Source organism: Streptomyces sp. NBC_00876 (assembly GCF_045207435.1).
Classification (GTDB): Bacteria; Actinomycetota; Actinomycetes; order Streptomycetales; family Streptomycetaceae; genus Streptomyces.
Map to the genome: position 1 here is coordinate 6,472,763 of NZ_CP108800.1, position 24,010 is coordinate 6,496,772.

Consider the following 24,010-nt stretch of genomic DNA (forward strand, 5'->3'; position numbering starts at 1 on the left):
GCGGGCTTGCGGGGAAGCGGCACCCTGCTTCTCCGCAAGCCCGTAGGATCGCTCCTGTCGCGACTGGCGAGGGTGGATCACCACCGGGGAGCGACCCTCCACGGAGGAGCCGCCGACCGCCTGGGCGCTCCGTCGGCCCGTCCGACCAGGAGTGCCACCTGTGCGCATGCGTTACGGAATGAACCCCCAGCAGACCGCGGCCGAAGCCGCTCCCCTGCATCCTGGGCGCTCGCCGCTCCGGGTGATCAACGGCGTCCCCTCGTACATCAACTGGCTGGACGCGCTGAACGCCTGGCAGCTCGTCCATGAGGCCGCCGCCGTGCTCGGCGTGCCGGCCGCGGCCTCGTTCAAGCACGTCTCGCCCGCCGGGGCGGCGCTGGCCGGTCCGGTGGACGAGGCCGTCGCCCGCCTCCACGGCGTCGATCCCGCCACCGTCGGACCGCTCACCAGCGCGTATCTGCGGGCCCGGGACGGCGACCCCAAGTCGTCGTACGGGGACTTCGCCGCCGTCTCCCACGAGGTCGACGCCGAGCTGGCCGAGCTGCTGACCCGGGTGGTCTGCGACGGGATCGTCGCCCCCGGGTACGCGCCGGGCGTGGCCGACGCGCTGAGCCGGAAGAAGAACGGCGCCTTCCTGGTCATGGAGGCCGACCCGGGATTCACCGCCCCCGCCGCCGAGTCCCGCGAGGTCTTCGGCCTGCGGCTTTCCCAGGAGCGGGACCCCGTGCCCGTGTCCGAGACGCTGATCGCGGACACCGTGACCGGTGACGTACCGGCCGCTTCGCGCAGGGACCTGCTGCTCGGGCTCGTCGTGCTGCGCCGTACCCAGTCCAACGCCGTCTGCTACCTCAAGGACGGAATGGCCCTCGGCATCGGCGCGGGCCAGCAGTCCCGGGTGGACTGCACCCGGCTGGCCGGCGCCAGGACGGACACCTGGTGGCTCCGCAGGCATCCGCTCGTGCGCGACCTCGCCTTCCGCACCGGCGTCCGCCGCCAGGAGAGGATCAACTGGCAGATCCGGCTCGTCGAGGGGGACCTGACCGCCGACGAGCGGGACCGCTGCCAGGAGGCCCTCGGCAGCGAGCCGCCGGAGCTGGACGCGGCGCTGCGCGCCGAGTGGCTGGGCCGGCTGACCGGGGTCGCCTTCGTGTCGGACGGCTCGCTGCCCTTCCGGGACAACGTCGACCACGCACAGCGCCACGGGGTGACCTGCATCGCGGAGCCCGGCGGCTCGATCCGTTCCGACGAGGTGGCCGAGGCCTGCCGCGCCCACGGGATCGCGCTCGTACGCACCGGCCTGCGGCTCTTCCACCACTGACGGACCCCGCCCGCCCCGTCCGGAGCGTCCTCGGCCGGGGCGGGCGGAATCCACCGGCGGGGGCATCAGAATTACGTCAATACGGACCGCACCTTCACCCCCCGCCCGATATGCCGGAAATTCGCGGGGTAGTTTCGACAGTGGCAGCCGCATCGGCCGCCGCCGGTTCCAGTGAAGTGAAGACAGCCGGCTTCGGGAAGACAATGGGGCCATGGCGCGCGGCAAACTTCGGATCTACCTCGGTGCGGCACCCGGCGTCGGCAAGACGTACTCGATGCTTTCCGAGGCACACCGCCGTGTGGAGCGGGGCACCGACTGCGTCGTCGGCTTCGTCGAGCACCACGACCGCCCGCGCACCGAGGTCATGCTCCACGGCCTCGAACAGATCCGGCGCCGCGAGATCGAGTACCGCTCCGCCGTCTTCACCGAGATGGACGTCGACGCGATCCTGGAGCGCGCTCCGGCGGTAGCCCTGGTGGACGAACTCGCGCACACCAATGTGCCGGGCTCCCGCAACGCCAAGCGGTGGCAGGACGTCGAAGAACTCCTCCAGGCCGGCATCGACGTGGTCTCCACCGTCAACATCCAGCACCTGGAATCCCTCGGCGACGTCGTCGAGTCCATAACCGGCGTACGCCAGCGCGAGACCGTGCCCGACGAAGTGGTCCGCCGCGCGGACCAGCTCGAGCTCGTCGACATGTCGCCCCAGGCCCTGCGCCGCCGCATGGCCCACGGCAACATCTACAAGCCGGACCGGATCGACGCCTCCCTCTCCAACTACTTCCGCCCCGGCAACCTCACCGCCCTGCGCGAGCTGGCCCTCCTGTGGGTCGCCGACCGGGTCGACGAATACCTCCAGCAGTACCGCGGCGAGCACAACATCCGCACCACCTGGCAGGCCCGCGAACGCATCGTCGTCGGACTCACCGGCGGCCCCGAGGGCCGAACCCTCATCCGCCGCGCCGCCCGGATGGCGGCCAAGGGCTCCGGCAGCGAGATCCTCGCCGTCTACATCGCCCGCAGCGACGGACTGACCTCGGCCTCGCCCAAGGAACTGACCGTCCAGCGCACCCTCGTCGAGGACCTCGGCGGCAGCTTCCACCACGTCATCGGCGACGACATACCCTCGGCCCTCCTCGAATTCGCCCGGGGCGTCAACGCCACCCAGATCGTCCTCGGCTCCAGCCGTCGCAAGGCCTGGCAGTACATCTACGGACCCGGCGTCGGCGCCACCGTCGCCCGCGAGTCCGGCACCGACCTCGACGTCCACATCGTCACCCACGACGAGGTCGCCAAGGGCCGCGGCCTGCCCATCGCCCGCGGCGTCCGGCTGGGCCGGGCCCGCATCATCTGGGGCTGGGTCGTCGGCGTGGGCGGACCGGCGCTCCTCTCCCTGCTCCTCAAGGGCCTGGAGAACGGTCCGGGGCTCGCCAACGACGTCCTGCTCTTCCTCTTCATGACCGTCGCCGCAGCCCTGCTCGGCGGGCTGCGCCCCGCCCTCGCGTCGGCCGCCGTGGGCTCGCTGCTCCTGAACTACTGGTTCACCCCGCCCACCCACACCCTGACCGTGCAGGACCCCGAGAACTTCGTCGCCATCGTGATCTTCTTCGCGGTGGCGGTCGCGGTGGCCTCCGTCGTCGACCTCGCGGCCCGCCGCACCCACCAGGCCGCCAGGCTGCGCGCGGAGTCCGAGATCCTGTCCTTCCTCGCCGGCAGCGTGCTGCGCGGCGAGACCACCCTGGACGCGCTCCTGGACCGGGTCCGCGAGACCTTCGCCATGGAGTCCGTCGCCCTGCTGGAGCGCAAGAGCGACGTCGAGCCGTGGACCTGCGCCGGCAGCGTCGGACCGGCGCCGGTCGCCCGGCCCGAGGACGCGGATGTGGACATGCCCGTCGGCGACCACATGGCCCTAGCCCTCTCCGGCCGGGTCCTGCCCGCCGAGGACCGCCGCGTGCTGGGCGCCTTCGCCGCCCAGGCCGCCGTCGTCCTGGACCGCCAGCGGCTGGTCGGTGAGGCCGAGGAAGCCCGCCGGCTCGCCGAGGGCAACCGGATCAGGACCGCGCTGCTGGCAGCCGTCAGCCACGACCTGCGGACGCCCCTGGCCGCCATCAAGGCCGCAGTCAGCTCCCTGCGCTCCGACGACGTGGCCTGGTCCGACGACGACGAGGCGGAGCTCCTCGAAGGCATCGAGAACGGCGCCGACCGCCTCGACCACCTCGTCGGCAACCTCCTCGACATGTCCCGCCTGCAGACCGGCACCGTCACCCCGCTGATCCGCGAGATCGATCTCGACGAGGTCGTGCCCATGGCCCTGGGCGGCGTCCCCGAGGACAGCGTCGAGCTGGACATCCCCGAGACACTGCCGATGGTCGCCGTCGACCCCGGACTGCTGGAGCGGGCCGTCGCCAACATCGTCGAGAACGCCGTCAAGTACAGCCCCTACGGCGACCGCGTCACCGTCGCCGCCAGCGCACTCGGAACCCGGGTCGAGCTACGGGTGGCCGACCGCGGCCGGGGCGTCCCCGACGAGGGCAAGGAACGCATCTTCGAGCCCTTCCAGCGCTACGGTGACGCCCCGCGCGGGGCCGGAGTGGGCCTGGGGCTCGCCGTGGCCCGAGGCTTCGTCGAGTCGATGGGCGGCACGCTGGACGCCGAGGACACCCCGGGCGGCGGTCTCACCATGGTCCTGACGCTCAAGGCGGCCTCGGGATATGTTCCGGTCGACTCCGACCTGCCCGCGCGGGTCACCTCGTGATCGCGGAGAGCCCCGCGGACGCACGTACGGCAGAGACGTACGAGAGACATACAACGGACGCACGTACAGCAGAGTCGCTCAAGAGACATACCGCGGACCCGCGCACGGCAGAGTCGTACGCGAGACATACCGCGGACCCGCGCACGGCAGCGACGTACGCGGGACATACAGCGGACCCACGCACAGACCAGACGTACAGCAGAAAGGCAGGACCGCGATGACCCGGGTGCTTGTGGTCGACGACGAGCCGCAGATCGTACGCGCCCTCGTGATCAACCTGAAGGCGCGCAAGTACGAGGTGGACGCGGCGCCCGACGGGGCGACCGCCCTGCAGCTCGCCGCCACCCGCCACCCCGACGTCGTGGTCCTGGACCTGGGGCTGCCCGACATGGACGGCGTCGAGGTGATCAGGGGGCTGCGCGGCTGGACCCGGGTGCCGATCCTGGTGCTCTCGGCCCGCCACACCTCCGACGAGAAGGTCGAGGCCCTGGACGCCGGGGCCGACGACTATGTCACCAAGCCGTTCGGGATGGACGAACTGCTGGCCCGGCTGCGCGCCTCGGTGCGCCGCGCCGAGCCCGTCGGCCAGGACGGCGGCGACGAGGTCGTGATCGTGGAGACCGAGGGCTTCACCGTCGACCTCGCGGCCAAGAAGGTCCACCGCGAGGGACGCGACGTACGGCTCACCCCGACCGAATGGCACCTGCTGGAGGTCCTGGTCCGCAACAGCGGCCGCCTCGTCAGCCAGAAGCAGCTGCTCCAGGAGGTCTGGGGACCCTCGTACGGCACCGAGACCAACTATCTGCGGGTCTACATGGCCCAGCTGCGGCGCAAGCTGGAGGCCGACCCCTCGCATCCTCGGCACTTCGTCACCGAACCGGGCATGGGATACCGCTTCGAGCGCGCCTGAGCCCCTCCGCGGGTGCCGCACCGGTGTACCCGCGTAACCCGTTCGAGTGAGACGGCGGCCACCCGCCAGTGGCCCCGGAGACCGGTACCCTTCGGGTATGAGTGCTGTTCCTCGTTTCGAGAAGCCCCAGAGGGCCGAGCGGCCGTCCGGGCGCTTCCGGCGGATGCTCGACCGGCTTTCCAGCTCCCAGGAGGACCTGGAGTGCGAGGAGCTGGAGGAGGACTCGCAGGCATCGGGCTGCACCCGGATCTCCGAGTGCAGCGACCGCCAGATCGTGAAGGTCACTGGTACCTTGCGGACGGTCACCCTGCGACCGCGCGCCGGAGTGCCCGCCCTGGAGGCGGAGCTCTTCGACGGCACCGCGCCGCTCGACGTGGTCTGGCTCGGCCGCCGCTCCATCGTGGGCATAGAGCCGGGCCGCAAGCTCATCGCCTCCGGCCGCATCGCCATGAGCCACGGGCGCCGGGTGCTGTTCAACCCCAAATACGAACTCCGACCGCTCGGCAAGGAGTAGCCGGTGACGTCTCTCGACAAGCCGACGTCCGATACGGACCGCACCACCGACCAGCAGGACGCCGACGCCAGAGCAGTCACCGAGGCCGCGCTCTTCGAGGCCTTCGGCGGCATCCGGGGCATGGTGGAGACAGTCCTGCCCGGACTGCTCTTCGTCACGATCTTCACCATCGACAAGAACCTGACGAACTCGGCCATCGCGGCCGTTGCGGTTTCGCTGGTGCTCGTGGCCGTCCGGCTGATCCGCAGGGACACCGTCAAGCACGCCTTCAGCGGTGTCTTCGGTGTGGCCTTCGGCGTGGTCTTCGCGAAGATGACCGGCAACGCCAAGGACTTCTACCTCCCGGGCATGATCTACACGCTCGGACTGGCCCTCGCCTACCTGGTCACCACCCTGGCCGGGCTGCCGCTGATCGGTCTGATCCTGGGCCCGGTGTTCAAGGAGAACCTCTCCTGGCGCACCAGGAACCCCGGCCGCAAGAAGGCGTACGCCAAGGCCAGCTACGCCTGGGGGCTGATCCTGCTCGCCAAGTGCGCGATCCTCTTCCCGCTGTACTGGTGGGCCGACACCACCCAGTTCGGCTGGGTGCTGGTCGCCCTGAAGATCCCGCCGTTCCTGCTGGCGGTCTACCTCACCTGGGTCTTCCTCGCCAAGGCGCCGCCGCCCATCGACGTCTTCGCCGAGATGGAGGCCGAGGAGCAGGCCGAGAAGGCCCGCAAGGCGGCCGCCGCCGAAGCGGCCCGCGGCCAGCAGTTCTGAGCCACTTCACGTGAGAGGGGCCTGTTACCGCCGATGGCGGTAACAGGCCCCTCTCACGCTCACACGAAGTCCCGCTCAGCTCTCCGGGTCGCCCCGGCGCACCGACAGCAGATCCTCCAGCTGCTCCTCGCGCGCCTGAGCAGCCACGAACAGCAGCTCGTCACCGGCCTCCAGGCTCTCCTCCACGTTCGGCGTCAGCACGCGCTGACCGCGGATGATCGTGACCAGCGAGGTGTCCTCCGGCCAGGCCACCTCCCCGACCCGGGTGCCGGCCAGCGCCGACTCCGGGGGCAGGGTCAGCTCGACCAGGTTGGCGTCACCATGGCTGAAGCGCAGCAGCCGGACCAGATCGCCGACACTCACCGCCTCCTCGACCAGGGCCGACATCAGGCGCGGCGTGGAGACCGCCACATCGACGCCCCACGACTCGTTGAACAGCCACTCGTTCTTCGGGTTGTTCACCCGGGCGACGACCCGCGGCACGCCGTACTCCGTCTTGGCGAGCAGCGAGACGACCAGGTTCACCTTGTCGTCGCCGGTCGCCGCGATCACGACATTGCAGCGCTGCAGCGCCGCCTCGTCCAGCGAAGTGATCTCGCAGGCGTCCGCCAGCAGCCACTCGGCCATCGGCACCCGCTCCACCGAGATGGCCGTCGGCGCCTTGTCGACGAGCAGCACCTCGTGACCGTTCTCCAGCAGCTCGGCCGCGATGGAACGGCCCACCGCACCGGCCCCGGCAATCGCGACACGCATCAGTGACCGCCCTCCTCGGGGCCCTCGGCGAAGGCCGCCTCGACCTTCGCGATCTCGTCCGTACGCATCATCACGTGGACGAGGTCGCCCTCCTGCAGCACCGTCTGCGACGACGGCAGAATCGCTTCGCCCAGCCGGGTGAGAAAGGCCACGCGGACGCCCGTCTCCTCCTGGAGGGTGCTGATCTTGTGGCCGATCCAGGACGGTGTGGTGTGCACCTCGGCGAGCTGCACACCCCCGCTCGGATCCCGCCACAGCGGCTCCGCGCCCGACGGCAGCAGCCGGCGCAGCATCTGGTCCGCGGTCCAGCGCACGGTGGCGACGGTGGGGATGCCGAGACGCTGGTAGACCTCGGCACGCCGGGGGTCGTAGATCCTGGCCGCGACGTTCTCGATGCCGAACATCTCGCGCGCCACCCGGGCGGCGATGATGTTCGAGTTGTCGCCGCTGCTCACCGCGGCGAACGCACCGGCCTCTTCGATCCCCGCCTCACGGAGGGTGTCCTGGTCGAAACCGACTCCGGTGACGCGACGTCCGCCGAAGCCGGAGCCGAGGCGCCGGAACGCGGTGGGGTCCTGGTCGATCACGGCGACCGTGTGCCCCTGCTGCTCCAGGGTCTGCGCGAGAGCGGCCCCCACTCGCCCGCAGCCCATGATGACGATGTGCACCTTGCGCCTACCTCGCAGTCCTGATCGTCCGGCTGACCTGCGAAAACACCCTGCTCACACTCTTTCCTCGGCTGGCCGGGCAAACAATGGGGCAACGGTTCGTCCCGTTGCCCAGGATGAGCTTAAGCGGCGCCGGGTGCGTTGCCTCATTCGAGTGTGCTTATCCACGGGCCGCCAAAGCAAAGCGAAGACCCCGCAGCCCGTTCGGACGCCCATTCGGGGGTCGCGGTGCAAGGATTCCGTTAAGGATTTCGTGGCTTTCCCGTGCGAGTGCAGGAGATTGCGGGGCCATGGGGGTGGTGCGTGGGCGGCTCCCATACGGAACCCTTACGATCCTCAGCGTGTCCAAACTGACCGACGTGCCCAAACGGATCCTGATCGGACGGGCCCTGCGCAGCGACAAGCTGGGGGAGACACTCCTCCCCAAGCGCATCGCCCTCCCCGTCTTCGCATCCGACCCGCTGTCCTCGGTGGCGTACGCACCCGGAGAAGTCCTCCTCGTGCTGTCCATCGCGGGCGTGTCGGCCTACCACTTCAGCCCGTGGATCGCGGTCGCCGTCGTGGTCCTGATGTTCACCGTCGTCGCCTCGTACCGGCAGAACGTGCACGCGTACCCGAGCGGCGGCGGCGACTACGAGGTCGCGACCACCAACCTCGGCCCGAAGGCCGGCCTGACCGTGGCCAGCGCGCTGCTGGTCGACTACGTCCTGACCGTCGCCGTGTCGATCGCCTCCGGGGTGGAGAACCTCGGCTCCGCGATCCCCTTCGTCGTCGAGCACAAGACGGCCTGCGCCGTCGCCGCCATCGTGCTGCTGACCCTGATGAACCTGCGCGGCGTCAAGGAGTCCGGCAAGCTCTTCGCCATCCCCACGTACCTCTTCGTGGCCGGCGTCTTCATCATGATCGGCTGGGGCGCCTTCCGCGGACTGGTCCTCGGCGAGACCATGCACGCCCCGACCGCCGACTACACGATCAAGCCCGAGCACGAGGGCCTGGCGGGCTTCGCCCTGGTCTTCCTGCTGCTGCGCGCGTTCTCGTCCGGCTGTGCGGCCCTCACCGGCGTCGAGGCGATCAGCAACGGCGTCCCGGCCTTCCGTAAGCCCAAGAGCAAGAACGCCGCCACCACCCTCGCGGCGATGGGCCTGCTGGCCGTCACCATGTTCTGCGGCATCATCGGGCTGGCCATGGCCACCGATGTGAAGATGGCCGAGAACCCGGCGGAGGACCTGATCAACAACGGGACCCCGGTCGGTTCGAGCTTCGTCCAGGACCCGGTGATCTCCCAGGTCGCGGCAGCGGTCTTCGGCGACGGAACGTTCTTCTTCGTGATCCTCGCCGCGGCCACCGCCCTCGTCCTCTTCCTGGCCGCCAACACCGCGTACAACGGCTTCCCGCTCCTCGGCTCGATCCTGGCCCAGGACCGCTACCTGCCCCGCCAGCTGCACACCCGCGGTGACCGGCTCGCCTTCTCCAACGGCATCGTGCTGCTGGCCGGCGCCGCGATCCTGCTGGTCGTCATCTACGGAGCCGACTCGACCCGGCTGATCCAGCTCTACATCGTCGGCGTCTTCGTCTCCTTCACGCTCAGCCAGACCGGCATGGTGCGGCACTGGAACCGCCACCTGCGGGCGGAGAAGGACCCGGCCAAGCGCCGCCACATGATCCGCTCCCGCGCGATCAACACCTTCGGCGCCTTCTTCACCGGCCTGGTGCTCGTCGTCGTCCTCGCCACGAAGTTCACGCACGGCGCCTGGGTCGCGCTGCTCGGCATGGTGATCTTCTACGGCACGATGACCGCGATCCGTAAGCACTACGACCGGGTGGCCGCGGAGATCGCCGCCGACGAGACCCCGTCCGACGAGACCGTCCGGCCCTCCCGGGTCCACTCGATCGTCCTGGTCTCCAAGCTCCACCGCCCCACCCTGCGCGCGCTCGCCTACGCGAAGCTGATCCGTTCGGACCATCTGGAGGCGCTCTCCATCAGCGTCGACCCGGCCGAGACGAAGGCGCTGAAGGAGGACTGGGAGCGGCGCGGCATCAACGTCCCCCTCAAGATCCTCGACTCGCCGTACCGCGAGGTGACCCGCCCGGTCATCGAGTACGTCAAGGGCCTGCGCCGGGAGAGCCCGCGCGACGTCGTGAGCGTCTACATCCCGGAGTACGTCGTCGGCCACTGGTACGAGCACCTGCTGCACAACCAGAGCGCCCTGCGGCTCAAGGGCCGGCTGCTCTTCACCCCGGGGGTGATGGTCACCTCGGTCCCGTACCAGCTGGAGTCCTCCGAAGCGGCCAAGAAGCGCGCCCGCAAGCGCGCGGACTGGAACGCCCCGGGCTCGGTGCGGCGGGGCCCCGTGGAGCGCAAGCCCAAGGAACCGACGAACAAGGGCTGACACCCCGTAGCTGTTCCTGCGATATCCGTTCCTGGTAAGCGGCCGGACGACACCCACGTAGACTCGTAGGTTGTTGTCCGGCCGCTTTCCTTCGCGCCCGTCCCCCTCTTCCCCTTGATCTCTGGAGCCATCCCCTCATGCAGAACGAATCCACTTCGCCGCAGACCGGGGAATCGCAGGCCGCAGAGACGCCGGCCGAGGGAACGCAGTCCGAGGCAGCGCAGGCCGGGGAGTCGCTCGTAGGACGTGAGTACGAGGTCGAGGTCGGCCCGGTCGCCCACGGCGGTCACTGCATCGCCCGCACCTCCGAGGGCCAGGTCCTGTTCGTACGCCACACGCTGCCCGGCGAGACGGTCGTCGCCAAGGTCACCGACGGCGCCACCGACTCCCGCTTCCTGCGCGCCGACGCGGTACGGATCATCGAGGCGTCCAAGGACCGCGTGAAGGCCCCGTGCCCGTTCGCGGGCCCCGGCAAGTGCGGCGGCTGCGACTGGCAGCACGCCAAGCCGGGCGCCCAGCGCCGGCTCAAGGGCGAAGTGATCGCCGAGCAGCTCCAGCGCCTCGCGGGCCTCACCCCGGAAGAGGCGGGCTGGGACGGCACCGTCATGCCGGCCGACGGCGACAAGCTCCCGCCGGGCGAGGTGCCCGCCTGGCGCACCCGCGTCCAGTACGCCATCGACGAGGACGGCCGCGTCGGCCTGCGCAAGCACCGTTCGCACGACATCGAGATCATTGACCAGTGCATGATCGCCGCACCGGGCGTCACCGAGCTCGGCATCGAGAAGCAGGACTGGCCCCAGATGGCCACGGTGGAGGCCATCGCCGCCACCGGCTCCAACGACCGCCAGGTCATCCTGACCCCGCGCGAGGGCGGCCGTCTTCCGCTGGTCGAGCTCGACAAGCCCGTCTCGGTGCTGCGCGTCGACGAGCGCGACGGCGGAGTGCACCGCGTCCACGGCCGCGGCTTCGTCCGCGAGCGCGCCGACGACCGCACCTACCGCGTCGGTTCCGGCGGCTTCTGGCAGGTCCACCCGCAGGCCGCGGACACCCTGGTCCGCGCGGTCATGCAGGGCCTGCTGCCCCGCAAGAACGACACGGCGCTCGACCTCTACTGCGGTGTCGGCCTCTTCGCCGGCGCCATCGGCCAGCGCATCGGCGAGAAGGGCGCGGTGCTCGGCATCGAGTCCGGCAAGCGCGCGGTCGAGGACGCCCGCCACAACCTCAAGGACCTGGAGCGGGTCCGCATCGAGCACGGCAAGGTCGACCAGATCCTGCCCCGCACGGGCATCACCGAGTGCGACCTGATCGTCCTGGACCCGCCGCGCGCGGGAGCGGGCAAGCAGGTCGTCAAGCGCCTCTCGGGGCTCGGGGCCCGCAAGATCGCGTACGTGGCATGCGACCCGGCGGCGCTGGCGCGGGACCTGGCGTACTTCGCGGAGGGCGGCTACAAGGTGCGGACGCTGCGGGCGTTCGACCTGTTCCCGATGACGCATCACGTGGAGTGCGTCGCGATCCTTGAACCGGCCGCGAAGGGTGTCTGACCTGCGGTTTCGCCGAGTGGGCGTTATGTGCGTTGTGTGCGTTACGGGCGATATCTTGACGCATATTCGACGCACGTGACGCACGTCTGACGCACGTTTGACGCACGTCCTGATGAGGCGTCAGGTGGTCATACCTGCAGGTGGCGGTGTGTCGAGTGCGGCTTGAGGGGGCTCCCTCTTTACCGCCTCTTGGTGAACCGGTGCTCGATATGGCCTGATTTAAGGCTCAGTAGGCACGGGGTCCGTAAGGGCTCCAGTGGCCGAGGAATGGCTTGAGGTCGTCGGCGCTGGGCTTGGGTGGGGTGGGCAGCTTCGGCGCTGCGGCGGACTCGGTGAGGTGCTGGAGCCGGGCGTCCGTGAAGGCGAGCCACGCCTCGATCTCTGTTCTTTCCTGTCCGGGTGGCAGCGATGTGGCGTGGTCGCGTACTGCTGTGACGTATTCGGTCAGGCGCTTGGTCTGGTGCCAGGCGTCTGCTTGTTCTTCGAGGTGCTTGACGCGATAGGCGTAGGCGTATGCGGTGCGCGCTTCCTCCATGGCGGTTTCCCAGCGCCTCTGCTGGGCTTCCCTGGCTTGCTGGTCTGCAAGGCGTTTGTGTTCTGCGGCTTTGCCGCGGAGGTCGACTTCTTGTGCGATTTCGGCGAGTTGGTCTTCCAGTGGCCTGTCGGGGACATCGGCCCATTCGCTCGCACGGTGCGCGCTGCCGCCGCGGAGGATGAAGCGCAGGCGGTTTGAGGGGGTGTAGTCGAAGCGGGCGATGCGCATCCATGAGTGCTTCTTGGCGTCGGCGAGTTCCTTGTCGGTGGGGATGTGTTCGCTGCGGTCCTGTTCTTGAAGGACGAGGAATCCGACGCTTTCGCCTTGGGCGGTGATGGTGAAGTGCGGTGGTGCGCTGCGGCGACGGTGGGGTGGGGGAGCGCCTTGCGTGGTCCCGAGTGCTGCCTTATGGCCTTGTGATTCGGTGGCAATGATGAGGGCCTGAATGATGCGCAGGGCTCGGCCTTGGATGGATTTGGTGAGCCCCATGGGCTGTGGCCGTTGCTGGAGGGCGGCCACGAGGGAGTGGGGTTTGGTGAGTCTGGCCGGAACGGGGAGCGGGGTGAGTTCGGCGAGCCGCCAGGCGGGGATGTCGGCGAGTTTGATTTCGTAGCCGCGATGGGTGCGGTATGCGTAGAGCTCTTGTGTGCGCGGGATCTTGCCGGACTTGCGGGCGGTGTTCACCCGTGATGTCCAATTCACTGCGTGTGGGCCGGGTTCGATGGGCTTGATGAGGCAGCCGTCGTTCGCGGCCAGGTCTTCGAGGAGTTGGTCTGTGTAATTCGTACGGGCCCTGGGTGCGGGCTTGGGGCGTGGCGGTGCCGGCTTGCGGCTGGGCTGCGCGGGTGGTGCAGCGTTCTGCTCGACGGGGCAGATGCCGCGGTCGGTGAGATGCTGCCGCCCTTTGTCAGTCAGGTTGGCACTCCAATGCCCTCGGCGTTTGGTGATTCTGATGAGTCCGCGACTCTGCAGTGCCTGAGCGCTGACCTTGAAAGTGCTGTCCGGCCAGACTCCGTCGGGACACCCCTGGCCCACCCAGTCGAGCACGGTCTGCTGTCGCTCGTTGAGGTCCCCGTGCATGTCGTCCTCCTGCGGTTCCCCGGGCATGCTGCCTGAGAGGCAATGCCCGTCGCTTCCGCAGAAATTCCGGGGATCATGAGAGGATCTTCGTTCGAATGAGACGTGCCGCACGGCTGTTTACAGCGACGTGCACACGGTCAGAAATCAGGCTCCGCGAGACGACGAACGAAGAAGTCAACGGACCCACGTCCGCGCCGCACAGGTTAAAGATCAATAGTCGACTCCATCTGTGAGTCGTTCGCCGCGTGATGATGGCCATGCGGGAGGGGCTTTGCAGGGGTGAGGTGTTGTGAACTCAGTCAATGATTGCCCTGCCTGGTTGGCTGGACTACGGTGATGGTACGCACGCCAAACCCGTCCGAAAATCGCCCCGAGCTCGGAGAATCGCATGCCCAACGCCATCGATGCGCCCGTCACACTGGCTGGAATCGCACGGATCGCGGGTGTTGGTCGAGCAGCAGTAAGCAACTGGCGGCGCCGGCACGATTCGTTCCCGACTCCTGTCGGTGGGACGGATGCCAGCCCGCAGTTCTCCCTAGCCGACGTCGAACAATGGCTCCACGCGAACGGGAAGATCGAGCGGATCCGGCTGCGGGAGCGTTTGTGGCCGCTCTACGAGGTTCTGGGAGACCGTGCGGTGATGGGCGCGGCGCTTGCGGAAGCCGGTCGGCGCCTCCTCGCCGCGGATGGCGTGGACCAGGCGGTTCCTGTGCAGTCCTCCCTTCCACAAGAGGCCGCCCAGGTAGCGGATGAAACGGTCGACGCCGCACGCTACGAGGGAGGCCGCGAGACCTTCGACTTCCTGCTGTCGCGCTGGCTCGATGTTCATGTGCGGCAGGTCAGCACGACTCCAAATCAACTTGGTCAGCTAATGGTGGACATCGCTCTGGCCGTCAGGGCCGACGGGGCCGGGGGCAGGAGTATGCGAACGGTCGTACTCGACCCCGCATGTGGCGTCGGTGGGCTGCTCCTGGCTGCTGACGAGGGTATGAGAGAGCACGGGGCGGAGGCTGACTCCGCGGCTTTGGTCCTTCTCGGGACCGACGTCGATCCTGTGCTTGCCGCGCTAGCGGCGGCCCGCCTGGGTTTCGCCCGGGCATGCAGGGGCGGTGCAGTCGCCGAGATCAGGGCAGGCGACTCGCTTCGCGCAGACCCACAGGATGCCGAACAGGCCGACATCGTTGTGTGTAACCCTCCGTTCAACGCGCGCGACTGGGGTCACGAGGAACTGGCCACTGATCCCCGTTGGGTCTACGGACTGCCGCCGAGGACCGAGCCCGAACTTGCCTGGATCGAGCACGCACTGGCGAGACTTGCATCCGGCGGTGTGGCCGTCCTTCTCCTGCCGCCGGCGGTAGCCTCCCGGCGTGCGGGCAGGCGTATTCGCAGTGCGCTGCTGCGCACGGGCGTCTTGCGGGGAGTGGTTGCGCTTCCGGCCGGGGCCGCGCAACCACACAGCGTCTCACTACAGTTGTGGATTCTCCAGGCACCATCAACCGCCGGCGGGCCGGTTTCCGGCGACGGTCTGTTCTTGCTTGACGCGGCCACTTCGCGGGGGGCGTCCCGGAGAGCTCAGAGCATCGACTGGCCGAAGTTGAGCGGACGCGTACTCGATGCGGTGCACGCTCATTCTTGGTCTGGGGAACATAGGAGGGGAGCGAAGGAGCACCTGCCGGAGGGGTGCGTCATCATCCCCGTGATGGACCTACTCGACGAGCAGACAGATCTCACGCCCGCCCGCCATGTACCAGAGACGGCGATGGAGGCCCAGGCCAAGCTCCATGAATCCTGGGACCGCCTGGACGGCCTGCTCGACGAGGTGCGCAGCTATTCCCGGTCCCTTGCGGCGATCGCCCTGTCGGCGGACGACGACGTTGCGTCCACTGTCACGGTCTCGGACCTGGACCGCGCTCGCGCGCTCAAGCTATGGCAAGGGCAGACGCTTCCCAGCGAGCTCCTACACCGCGACGCACTACCGGACGGTGCGGTGCCGGTCGTTAGCGTTCCCGACCTCATCCTGGGAGTCTGGCCGGGGAGCTGGCTGGCAGCAGCCGAGGTGGAGGAGGGCCTCAGCGCTGGATCGCTCACTGTGGCCGAGCCCGGGGATGTCATCGTGGCGGGTGTCGAGCGGGCATATCGCGTCTGGGTCCAAGAAGACACGCCCATGGTGCTGGGACCCCAGCTCTACGCGTTGCGACCGGATCCTGAGATCCTCGATCCCTGGTTCCTCGCAGGTTGCCTGCGTGCTCCGGCAAACGCGCGACAGGCCGGCTCCCACACTTCCAGCTCGGCCCGTATCGACGTACGCAAACTGCAGGTGCTGCAGCTTTCTCTCGCCGAGCAGCGGGAGTACGGGGCAGCCTTCAAGGAACTGCTGGCACTTGAGGAAGCATTCCGCTCCCTGGCAGCGGTGGGCGAGGGCCTTATTCGGGGTCTCGGGGACGGGCTCGCGGGCGGAAAGCTGCGCCGATGAGGCGGCCACCCCGTGTCGCAGAGGGGGGTGTGGAGGGCACTGGCACAACACCACCCTTCCTACGCCTCAAAGCCCAACTCCTCAAGCTCGATGCCAACCTCGCGGCACCGCTCTTCCAGCACTCGGGCACGAGGGCCTGTGACGCGGGCCAACTCTCCGAGTACCACGGCCCGCGCCGCCGCGGCGGGGAGCAGGTCACCGAAAGGGATGCGGCACTCCGCCGCGCCTAGAGTCCCTTCCAGGTGGTCGGCCAGATCGTCCGGACTCCCGCTGCCCTCAGCTCGCACGGCCAGTGCCTCGTAGAGTGCGATCGCTTCCTTGCAGCGCCCCGCGATACGCATACCGTTCGCGGCTACGCGCAAGGCCGCCCGGACCCGCGGATCGAAGATGCCCCAGTCCCGCCGTGCGGCGGGCAGCAGCTCTACTAGCTTGTCCACCGCGCTAGCGGGATCACCGGATTCGATCTCGGCCTCGGCTTCGGCAACTACCTCCTGAAACATTCGGCGACTGAGGAACACAGAACCGCGGCGCCTGCCGCTCGGCTTGATTACGGGTGCTGTTGTCACCGGCTCGGCGGGCAGATCGTATTCGTCCGGCAGTCGCAATGGGCGCGTGGGGTCCGGTTCCAGCCGAGGGGAAGGGGCAGCGTCACCGGGGCGAGGAGCGTGCCTCCGCAGGACCTCCGCGACCGTGCGAGCGCACTCCGGCCGGTCCTCCGGCTCCTTCGCCAGCAACTTCAGGACTAGCTCGTCTAGCTCCGCTGGGATGTGCCCGACATGGCAGGTCGGCGAGATCGGCTCGGCGTGCACGTGCTGGTGCTTCAGACCGTCCCCGGAGAAGGGCGGATGACCGGTCAGCAAGTGATAGAGGACGCAGCCGAGCGCGTACAAGTCGGTCTTCGGCGTGATCTGGCGCTCCAGGATCTGCTCTGGTGCCTCATACCCCCTGCTTCCTACAGTGGAACCATGCTGGGTGTAGTCCGTGACGCCAGGCCAGAGCGGCTTGGCGATGCCGAAGTCGATAAGGACGACCACGCCGTTCTCGTCGATGATCAAGTTGTACGGCTTGAGGTCGCGGTGCACTACCGGCAGGTCGTGCGCGCAGGCCAGAGCCTCGGCGATCTGAACCCCGATGGCCGCGCTGACCTCGTTCGTGGGGGTGTATTGGTCGAGGAAGAGGTGTAGGGGCTTGCCAGCGACGTAGCGCATCACGAGGTAGGGCTCGGAGGCGTGGGCGCCTTGGTCGTACAGCTCAGGAATGCTTCTGTTGCGCAGCCGTCCGAGGAGGGAGCCCTCACGCCGGAAACGGCCTCGCATGCGCCGCAGCTCGCTGTGCGCCTCGTCCTCGTCGAGTGAGTCCAGGAGCTCGCTTCTCGTGCGCAGGCACTTGACGGCTACCAGGCCCCCGTTCTGCAGGTCCTCCGCCTGCCAGACGACGGCCATGCCGCCGCTGCCCAGGTGCCTGAGCAGTTTGTATCGACCGCCCAGCACCTCGTCCTTTTTCATGCCCGCCCCTTGCCTTTGAAGCGTCCCGCATCCGACACGCAGAGAGGTCCGCGCCGGTGGCAGGGTTCCGGTTTCCGCCAGGTCGTTGATCGACGGATGTTGTAAGTGTAAAACGGACGGAGTGTGTTTCATGCATGGACTGAGTTCACAGCGTTTCTGTGTCATGCTGGAGGCAGTCGAAACCCGGCTATCTATGTGATGTCCGCTGGACGTCGTTGTCGTATGGCTTGGAGGAGAGCATGAGCAGCTGGCCTCGCCCCGCCGGGACGATCGGTGACATCAGACTGGTGCGTACGAACCTCGGTGCGGCGCGGCTTGACCCCCGAGATTGCCCCACGAAGCGCGGCAGTGACGCCCGCCCGATGTTGGTTCCCGATCCCAATCCCCCTGAACACGGCGAGCGTTTACAGGACTTCACGCTCAAGGTTTTCATGGATGCGCTCGACCTGATTGAACACGAGGGCAACGACCTGGAGTGGGTGATCGGAGAACTTCAGCGAACGAAGGGAACTTTCGGGCTTTACCGTCGGCGGGAAGCGCACCCCTTGCTGCTGTCATGGTCAGCCGAAGCGGTCCGGCGTTATCTGGCGGCCCGGGTGGCGGACCAGAGCGCCCGCCAGGCCGCGCACCTTCCGCTCAGCGTCCCGGTCCGTGACATGTGGGTGCTCGGCCAGGATCCTGGGCCGGTTGACGAGCGAGGTGTGGACACCTACGAGATGACCGCTTGGGGACGCCGCTACGCGGCCCTCGACGACTCCACGAGGGAACTGTGGTTGCTCAGCTTCGGCGCTGCCAAGGAAGATCGCCCTAAGGGGGAGAAGGCTGCAGCCGCCTACGTCGCGGCACGCGGGCGGCCGGCGGGTGGAGGTTGGCGGAAACGGCACATTCCAGTCCCCTTCCATGAACTCCCGCAGTTCCGCACCGCCCTGCCTGAGAAGGTCAGGGTCATCGAATTCGGCTGTGGAGACGGCAAGCACAACGAGCTGCTCGACTGGAACAGGTATGAGGCCCGGCAGCATTTCACAGCGGAGGGGTGGCCTGCGTTGCGCCAGGCCATCGATGGGACCGGGACCCATCCCGGAAGCAGTTGTGTCGACTGCAAGGCGCTAAGTGGCTGCAGTGCCCTCCCGCGCACCCCGGAACTGCTGAGGATCACCTCTCCTGAGCGCAAGCGCCCTCGGCGCAGTCTCTCGGTCACCGATCTGCGCGCCTATCGGGACTGTCCGGCGAAGTATCACGCGACTCGGCAGCTCAAACTGCGATCCGCGAAACCCGAGAGTCCAGAAGTGCGACGTGGCCGCGTGGTCGACGACATCCTGAATCAACGGCATGGCATCACGCCTTACCAGGCGTGTCAGGTGCTCCCTGGTCCTGTAGATCCGGCGTCTTGGGGCGCGGGCGTCCTGCACCTGAGCGGGAAGGAAGCACTCGACGGCGCCGCCATGCTCGAGCAGCACGCCTTCTACTGTCCGTTGGACGGCCTCGCCGCAGAGGAGGAAGTGCGTGTTCAGTACCAGGCGGTCTGCTACGACCCTGAACTCGATCTCATCCTGATAGCCACCCCCGATCTGCTCCACACCCGCCGCGGGGGCTGGATCTGGCGGGAGACCAAGACCGCGAGCCGATACCTCTACGAGGGGGAGTCGCTGTTGTCGCGCTACCCCCAGCTGGCGCTAGGCGTGGTGATGCTGGCCGCAGGAGTCCTGGGCGGTGACGTGACGCGTTCCAGGGTCGAGCTCGAACTACTACACACCGACGACGTGACCTTTGAGGAGCTGGACCCCTCGCGCCCAGGGACCGTCGACGAAGCAAGAGACGTGATCGCGCAGCTCGCCCAACCCTGGGTTGAGGATCAGGACTACTCGGCCAATCCAGGCCGATACTGCAGCAGTTGCGAGGCCCTCGAATGGTGCCACCCGGGCATCGAGCATCTAGCCACGAAAAAGGAGGGACCCCGATGACCACCGCCTCCGACGCACACGCCACCCACCGAGGCGACTGGCTCGATTTCCCCGACGTGCGCCTGGTCCGCACGCTGGCCGGCGCGGTCATCCAACTCGCAGACCTCGGATCCCTCTCCTCGTTCAAACTGCCCTACCCGGCCGAAGCCCAGCGCGCGCTCGACCGGACCGTCCTCGCCTGCCTCCTCAGGGGTGCTGAGGGGGTACCCCGTAGCCTCCCCGAACTGCTCTTCTGGTGCCACACCCGCCCTCTGGAGGACTGGCCCCTCGACCTGCCGCCGGATGCCTTCGGGCCGGACGACTACCTGGTGGATCCAGAGGCGCTGGTTCCCACACAGCTTTGCCACGAGTGGTGGATCAGAGGCAAGGACGCAGGCGCCGCGCAATTCGACCGGGAGGTCGTCCACACGGCGATGCGCCTCTGCCGCAAGGCGTCGTCGCCCGAGTCCTACGTAGCCTTTCGGAGACTTCTGGTCGAGCGTCCGGTACTCACCGGAGTAGAACGATTCGAGACTGACACCGACCTGTTCCTCGCCCCGGTACAGGAGCTCCTGGACCAGTGCTATGCGCCAGTTCCGGCCTCCTACGAATTTGAGGGCACCTACGTAACCTGCGGTCGCTGTTTGACCATGCTCACGCCGGTAGTCGGCGGAACGTGGTGGTGCGAGCGGGATCGGTGCCGGCGCAGGGGAGCGCCCCCGCATGGACGGACACTGGGCGGGACCGAAGCGGCTGGACTGCTTCAGCTGGTGCGGCCACTGCGGCAGTTCGTCACCAGCCCGGGGCGTGCCGAGGTGGAACTGGAGGCCCGGCTGAGCGCCCTCGGGCTGGAGGTTCAGCTATGGCCCGGCTTCGACGCCTACGACTTGCGCGTGACCTTCCCCGACGGGTACGTCTGGGCCATCGACGTCAAGGACTGGAAGCATCCCGGCCTGCTCGGCAGGTCCGCGAAACCCGTCCGCCCAGAGCCGCCGTACGACGAATCGTGCTGGGTGGTCCCCCGCGAACAAGTCGAATCCCACCGCGACTACATCGGCACGTACCGGCGCAACCGCCCCCTCTCAGCCGAGGGCCTTCCTCTGCTCACCGACGACCGGCTAGTCACATTCGCCACCGCCCGGCTCCGTGGGACAAACGACCCCCACCTGACGGACCCCGCACCGACGAACGGAACCGACCGTGCGTAATAGCAGCGAGTGGTACCAGCCACTGGCCAAAGCCCTGGAGCCCCTCTGGCCCCTCGAATATCAAGATGTCAGCCCCTCTCTGCTGTGCCAGGTGGAACTCGGCCTCTATCTGATGGAGGGTCTCGACCCGTCCCGCGACGCCCGGGGTGTCTACACCCTCCTGGGTGGCTACCCCTTCGCTGCGGCCGCGGGCATCGCGTCCACCCCAGCACAGAACGCCCGCCTGGGGGCAGCACGTCACCTGCTATGGAAGCTGCGCCGTCGCCGCATGTGGCATCAGTGCCTGAATACGTATGTTCATCTGCCCGAAAGGCTCCGCGGATATCGGCTCCCAACCGGAGAAGGACCGGCCCGGCGGGTCGAGCCGACAGTCGCAGGGGACCGCTTCGACAGGTTTGAGCGCGCACTGTCCCAGCTTCCAGACTTCGACCAGCGCCAGCTGCAGCTTGCCCCAGCAGGTCAGTCCCGGTTTACCGAGCGGCACCGGCCAGCCTCCGTGACCATCCCCGAGCAGCTGTGCTTTCCGCCAGCGACCGGACACGACCTGAGCCGGCTCCCCGAGACCACGGGCCAGCCCTTGGACATCCCACTGGCTGAACTCGCCGAAACCGCACGCTGGATGGAGGAGACTGAGACTGCTCGCGGCCTCCCCTCCGCCCATTGGGTGCGACGCTTGGAGGATCTGCAACTCGACGTCCTGACTGCCGATGGGCTGCGCTTCGAGAAGACGACGGTCTTGCCCCTGGACCGGCTGCTCCACCTGGTCGGCATGGTGGGTGCAGGGAAGAGCACCCTGATGAATCTCATCGCCGTCTGGGGTGCCCGGAAGGGATTGCGTACGACTCTGGTCGTCGGTGACGTCGCAGAACAGCTCACCTTGGTCGCCCAGTTCCAGGACCTCGGGCTGAATGCAGCTCCTGTCATCGGCGGCACGACCCGCGAGCAGCATGCCTCCCGGCTACACCGCCGGCTTGCCGCACGCGGCCAGGCATCTCTGCTTCAGCACGACGATCCAGCCTTCGACATCCTGAGCACAGTGTGCGTACTCGACGCGCAGCGCGGACTGGAAGCGGCTGAACCCCTCCGCTACGTCGACGCCCCATGCACGGAACTGAGCCCCGTCAAAGAGCCCACTCGGACCGTCGCCGGGAACATCCAGATGCCCGTGTATCGGCACGACATGAACGAGAAGCCCGCGGAAGGAAGGACGAAAGCGGCGGAGCCGAAGGCTTCCCCGTTCGACCACGGCTGTCCGGTGTGGAGCGTCTGCCCCCGGCACGCCACTGACCGAGATCTGGTCGATGCCCTGATTTGGGTGGCGAACCCTGCCAGCCTGTTGCAGAGTGCCGTTCCGAACCACCTCAACACCGAACGTCTGCGACACCTCGAACTCGCTTGCCTGCGTAGCGACATCGTCATCGTTGACGAGGCAGACCGCGTACAGATGCAGCTCGACACTGCCTTCGCCCCGTCCGCGACTTTGATCGTGCGTGGTCCGGAATCCTGGCTTGACCGACTCGGCATCCACAAGATCGACGAGCTCGCCCGGCAGGGCCGCTTGCCGCTCTCGGCGCGTGATGTCGAACGCTGGTCAGCCTCCCTGGACCTCGTGCACGTTGCCGCCAATCGCCTCTACCGCAGGCTGATCACCGACGACGACCTCCGTCGGTGGGCGGACATCGAGTACTTCAGTGCCTGGACACTCCAGGAGAAACTCGTCAACGAGTGGTACCCGCGCCCGCGCGCCGATGGTTCCCTCCCCGACGGGATTGCCTCCGACGCCGAGGTCTACGACTCCGACGACGAGCCCGAGGGCCTCACATCCATGCCGCGGACACCGGGCACTGAGCCGTGGGACCCCCGCCGCACCACCGTGACCGAGGCCCTCGACGCCTTCCGCGACGACCCGATCGGTGATCGGGGCCCGCACAACGACCTCACCGACACCCTGATCCGCAGGGCCGGAGACCTACTCCACCACCTTGACCAGGCGGTGACCAGCCAACGCGTCCGCTCCCTTCTCGATGACCTACTCACCGGATCGCCCCTGCTGGACGGTTCACTGCGCCAAGAGGCACCCGAGCCGGGGAAACCTCCCCGCGACCCCGTGGACACCTGGGGCAGCGAGCCCTGGCTGGAGCGTGAGGGGCGGCGCCTCGAATTCACCCTGGTACTGGCCGCACTGCACCAGCGACTCGAACGCGTCACCTTTCTGTGGCCCCAGGCCGAGGCCGCTCTCCACCTGGACACCGCCGACAACGAACTGTCCCGCAGACCGCCCCTGGATTACGCACCAGTAGTGCCAGAAGCCCCGATGGGGAATGTCCTCGGATTCCAGTACCTGCCCGAAGACCCAGAGCGAGGGCCGGACGGTGACGAACAGCGCAGCGGCACCCTCCGCTTCTTCCGCTGCGCTGGCGTCGGTCGGGAACTGCTACTCAACCTTCCCGAACTCGGGGCCGACCCCGCAGCGGGGCGATTAGGACCCCACGTGCTGCTCATGTCCGGCACCAGCTGGGCCGGGACATCGACCCGAGCCCACGTCATGGCCCCGGTCAAGGCGATCCTCAAACCCCACCAGGCTGCGGTCGACTCCATCCGGCAGACCCGCTTCACGACTCTGTTCCTCTACGACGGCGAAGGGGCCCCGCTCACGCTTTCCGGAGCCAAACTCGATACCCGTGAACGGATCCTGGCCCAGATGGTCACCCAGCTCGGGAAGTCGGCCCCGGGCAGCGCATCGCTCCTCGATAGAGAACTGCGCCGAATCGAGGACGGCGAACGCCGGCGGGCATTGCTCCTGGTCGGCAGCTACCAGGACGCCAGGATCGCCGCCGACCTCCTCGAACGCATGCCGCGCTGGCGCGGAAAAGTTCGAGTTTTGGCCTCCGACAAGGCCGAGCTCGATCACACAGGCCCCGGCGACACAGCCACGGGTGACACCACAGTTGCCTCTGCCGTACGCCGTGGTGACCTGGCTGCCTTCGCCAAGGACGACGACGCCGAAGTCTTGGTCGCCCCGCTGATGGCAATCGAGCGCGGTCACAACATCCTCAATCAGAGCCACAAGGCCGCCTTCGGCACGGTTCTCTTCCTCGCCCGCCCCCACCCGCGACCCGACGACCTCTCGCTCGCCGTTTTCGCCGTCAACGACTGGGTCACCAGGTTTGTCCGCGACCAGCCGGGTCTCGAATCAGGAACCTTCGGCAAGCTCGTGGCCGACGCGGCAGAGCTGGATGCCGCCGGGCTCGGCTTCCGTCTCGCAGCCCGCCAGGAATGGCGTCGCCTGCTATCCCGGCGGTACATCTACTCCCGGCTCAGCGACGTGGAGAAGACATCCTTCGCCTGGGACCAGCTCGTCACCATCTGGCAGGTCATCGGCCGTTTGGTGCGGGGAGGAGTGCCCGCACGAGTGGTGTTCGTCGACGCGGCCTTCGCACCCGCACTCGCCGAGGCCGGAGCCCCGCCCACCGCTGCGACCCGGAGCGGACGCCGACGCAACGACGACGGTCTGCTCATCAAACTCCGTGACGTCCTCGCGCCCTACTTCGACGCGGAGACCGCCCCCGAATCGTTTCCCGACCCCGCCGACCCGGCCCTGGTGCGCACGCTCTACCACCCGCTCTACGACGCCCTGTGCGGCTTGAGCGCCGGAAACTGA

The 24,010-nt window shown here is 68.0% G+C and carries 15 protein-coding genes and 1 riboswitch; of the genes, 11 read left to right on the plus strand and 4 right to left on the minus strand.

The window, feature by feature from the left end:
- Window positions 1-49: 49 nt before the first annotated feature.
- Window positions 50-133: riboswitch (ZMP/ZTP riboswitch) on the plus strand.
- Between the two features lie 33 nt (window positions 134-166).
- From OG782_RS28505 to OG782_RS28525, 5 genes are all read left to right on the plus strand, one after another.
- On the plus strand, window positions 167-1,318 hold the full coding sequence (locus tag OG782_RS28505) for a phosphoribosylaminoimidazolecarboxamide formyltransferase (protein WP_406455706.1): 1,152 nt from the start codon (window positions 167-169) through the stop codon (window positions 1,316-1,318).
- A 211-nt stretch (window positions 1,319-1,529) separates the two neighbouring features.
- Window positions 1,530-4,073: an ATP-binding protein gene (locus OG782_RS28510; protein ID WP_406455708.1), complete on the plus strand. Its 2,544-nt coding sequence runs from the start codon at window positions 1,530-1,532 to the stop codon at window positions 4,071-4,073.
- A 217-nt stretch (window positions 4,074-4,290) separates the two neighbouring features.
- Window positions 4,291-4,983: a response regulator gene (locus tag OG782_RS28515; RefSeq protein ID WP_266783821.1), complete on the plus strand. Its 693-nt coding sequence runs from the start codon at window positions 4,291-4,293 to the stop codon at window positions 4,981-4,983.
- 97 nt (window positions 4,984-5,080) lie between these two features.
- Window positions 5,081-5,497 (plus strand): OB-fold nucleic acid binding domain-containing protein, encoded by a 417-nt coding sequence (locus tag OG782_RS28520; RefSeq protein WP_406455710.1) that lies wholly within the window; start codon window positions 5,081-5,083, stop codon window positions 5,495-5,497.
- Window positions 5,498-5,500: 3 nt separating this feature from the next.
- Window positions 5,501-6,256 carry a DUF3159 domain-containing protein gene (locus tag OG782_RS28525; RefSeq protein ID WP_406455712.1) on the plus strand — a complete coding sequence of 252 codons (756 nt, stop codon included), beginning with the start codon at window positions 5,501-5,503 and terminating at the stop codon, window positions 6,254-6,256.
- Window positions 6,257-6,331: 75 nt separating this feature from the next.
- Here the strand turns inward: OG782_RS28525 and OG782_RS28530 are convergent, their stop codons facing one another.
- Window positions 6,332-7,009 carry a potassium channel family protein gene (locus OG782_RS28530; protein WP_406455714.1) on the minus strand — a complete coding sequence of 226 codons (678 nt, stop codon included), beginning with the start codon at window positions 7,007-7,009 and terminating at the stop codon, window positions 6,332-6,334.
- Window positions 7,009-7,677: a TrkA family potassium uptake protein gene (locus OG782_RS28535; RefSeq protein WP_026242838.1), complete on the minus strand. Its 669-nt coding sequence runs from the start codon at window positions 7,675-7,677 to the stop codon at window positions 7,009-7,011. The genes OG782_RS28530 and OG782_RS28535 overlap by 1 nt, the downstream gene beginning before the upstream one ends.
- 341 nt (window positions 7,678-8,018) lie before the next feature.
- On the opposite strand from OG782_RS28535, the gene OG782_RS28540 reads away from it, so the two are divergent.
- Window positions 8,019-10,067, plus strand: coding sequence for an APC family permease (locus OG782_RS28540; RefSeq protein WP_406455716.1), 2,049 nt, complete (start codon window positions 8,019-8,021; stop codon window positions 10,065-10,067).
- Window positions 10,068-10,204: 137 nt separating this feature from the next.
- A complete protein-coding gene (locus tag OG782_RS28545) occupies window positions 10,205-11,608 on the plus strand; it encodes a class I SAM-dependent RNA methyltransferase (RefSeq protein WP_406455718.1) in 1,404 nt (467 codons plus the stop codon).
- A gap of 226 nt (window positions 11,609-11,834) precedes the next feature.
- On the opposite strand, the gene OG782_RS28550 is transcribed toward OG782_RS28545, so the two are convergent.
- Window positions 11,835-13,223 (minus strand): hypothetical protein, encoded by a 1,389-nt coding sequence (locus OG782_RS28550; protein ID WP_406455720.1) that lies wholly within the window; start codon window positions 13,221-13,223, stop codon window positions 11,835-11,837.
- A gap of 388 nt (window positions 13,224-13,611) precedes the next feature.
- On the opposite strand from OG782_RS28550, the gene OG782_RS28555 reads away from it, so the two are divergent.
- Window positions 13,612-15,696, plus strand: coding sequence for an N-6 DNA methylase (locus tag OG782_RS28555; RefSeq protein ID WP_406455722.1), 2,085 nt, complete (start codon window positions 13,612-13,614; stop codon window positions 15,694-15,696).
- Window positions 15,697-15,755: 59 nt separating this feature from the next.
- Here OG782_RS28555 and OG782_RS28560 read toward each other — a convergent pair whose 3' ends face one another.
- Window positions 15,756-17,201 carry a protein kinase domain-containing protein gene (locus tag OG782_RS28560; protein ID WP_406455724.1) on the minus strand — a complete coding sequence of 482 codons (1,446 nt, stop codon included), beginning with the start codon at window positions 17,199-17,201 and terminating at the stop codon, window positions 15,756-15,758.
- Window positions 17,202-17,440: 239 nt separating this feature from the next.
- Here OG782_RS28560 and OG782_RS28565 point away from each other — a divergent pair, with 239 nt between their 5' ends.
- The 3 genes from OG782_RS28565 to OG782_RS28575 are packed head-to-tail and all read left to right on the plus strand — an operon-like array spanning window position 17,441 to window position 24,010.
- Entirely contained in the window at window positions 17,441-19,162 is a 1,722-nt protein-coding gene (locus OG782_RS28565; RefSeq protein WP_364889890.1) for a PD-(D/E)XK nuclease family protein, read from the plus strand.
- Window positions 19,159-20,349, plus strand: a complete 1,191-nt coding sequence (locus OG782_RS28570) for a hypothetical protein (RefSeq protein WP_406455726.1) — start codon at window positions 19,159-19,161, stop codon at window positions 20,347-20,349. The genes OG782_RS28565 and OG782_RS28570 overlap by 4 nt, the downstream gene beginning before the upstream one ends.
- A complete protein-coding gene (locus OG782_RS28575; RefSeq protein ID WP_406455728.1) occupies window positions 20,342-24,010 on the plus strand; it encodes a hypothetical protein in 3,669 nt (1,222 codons plus the stop codon). The genes OG782_RS28570 and OG782_RS28575 overlap by 8 nt, the downstream gene beginning before the upstream one ends.

Coding starts and splice junctions, on each gene's coding strand:
- OG782_RS28505 (WP_406455706.1), top strand. CDS start 167: ATGCGTTACGGAATGAACCCCCAGCAGACCGCGGCCGAAGCCGCTCCC.
- OG782_RS28510 (WP_406455708.1), top strand. CDS start 1,530: ATGGCGCGCGGCAAACTTCGGATCTACCTCGGTGCGGCACCCGGCGTC.
- OG782_RS28515 (WP_266783821.1), top strand. CDS start 4,291: ATGACCCGGGTGCTTGTGGTCGACGACGAGCCGCAGATCGTACGCGCC.
- OG782_RS28520 (WP_406455710.1), top strand. CDS start 5,081: ATGAGTGCTGTTCCTCGTTTCGAGAAGCCCCAGAGGGCCGAGCGGCCG.
- OG782_RS28530 (WP_406455714.1), bottom strand. CDS start 7,009: ATGCGTGTCGCGATTGCCGGGGCCGGTGCGGTGGGCCGTTCCATCGCG.
- OG782_RS28545 (WP_406455718.1), top strand. CDS start 10,205: ATGCAGAACGAATCCACTTCGCCGCAGACCGGGGAATCGCAGGCCGCA.
- OG782_RS28550 (WP_406455720.1), bottom strand. CDS start 13,223: ATGCACGGGGACCTCAACGAGCGACAGCAGACCGTGCTCGACTGGGTG.
- OG782_RS28555 (WP_406455722.1), top strand. CDS start 13,612: ATGCCCAACGCCATCGATGCGCCCGTCACACTGGCTGGAATCGCACGG.
- OG782_RS28560 (WP_406455724.1), bottom strand. CDS start 17,201: ATGAAAAAGGACGAGGTGCTGGGCGGTCGATACAAACTGCTCAGGCAC.
- OG782_RS28565 (WP_364889890.1), top strand. CDS start 17,441: ATGAGCAGCTGGCCTCGCCCCGCCGGGACGATCGGTGACATCAGACTG.
- OG782_RS28570 (WP_406455726.1), top strand. CDS start 19,159: ATGACCACCGCCTCCGACGCACACGCCACCCACCGAGGCGACTGGCTC.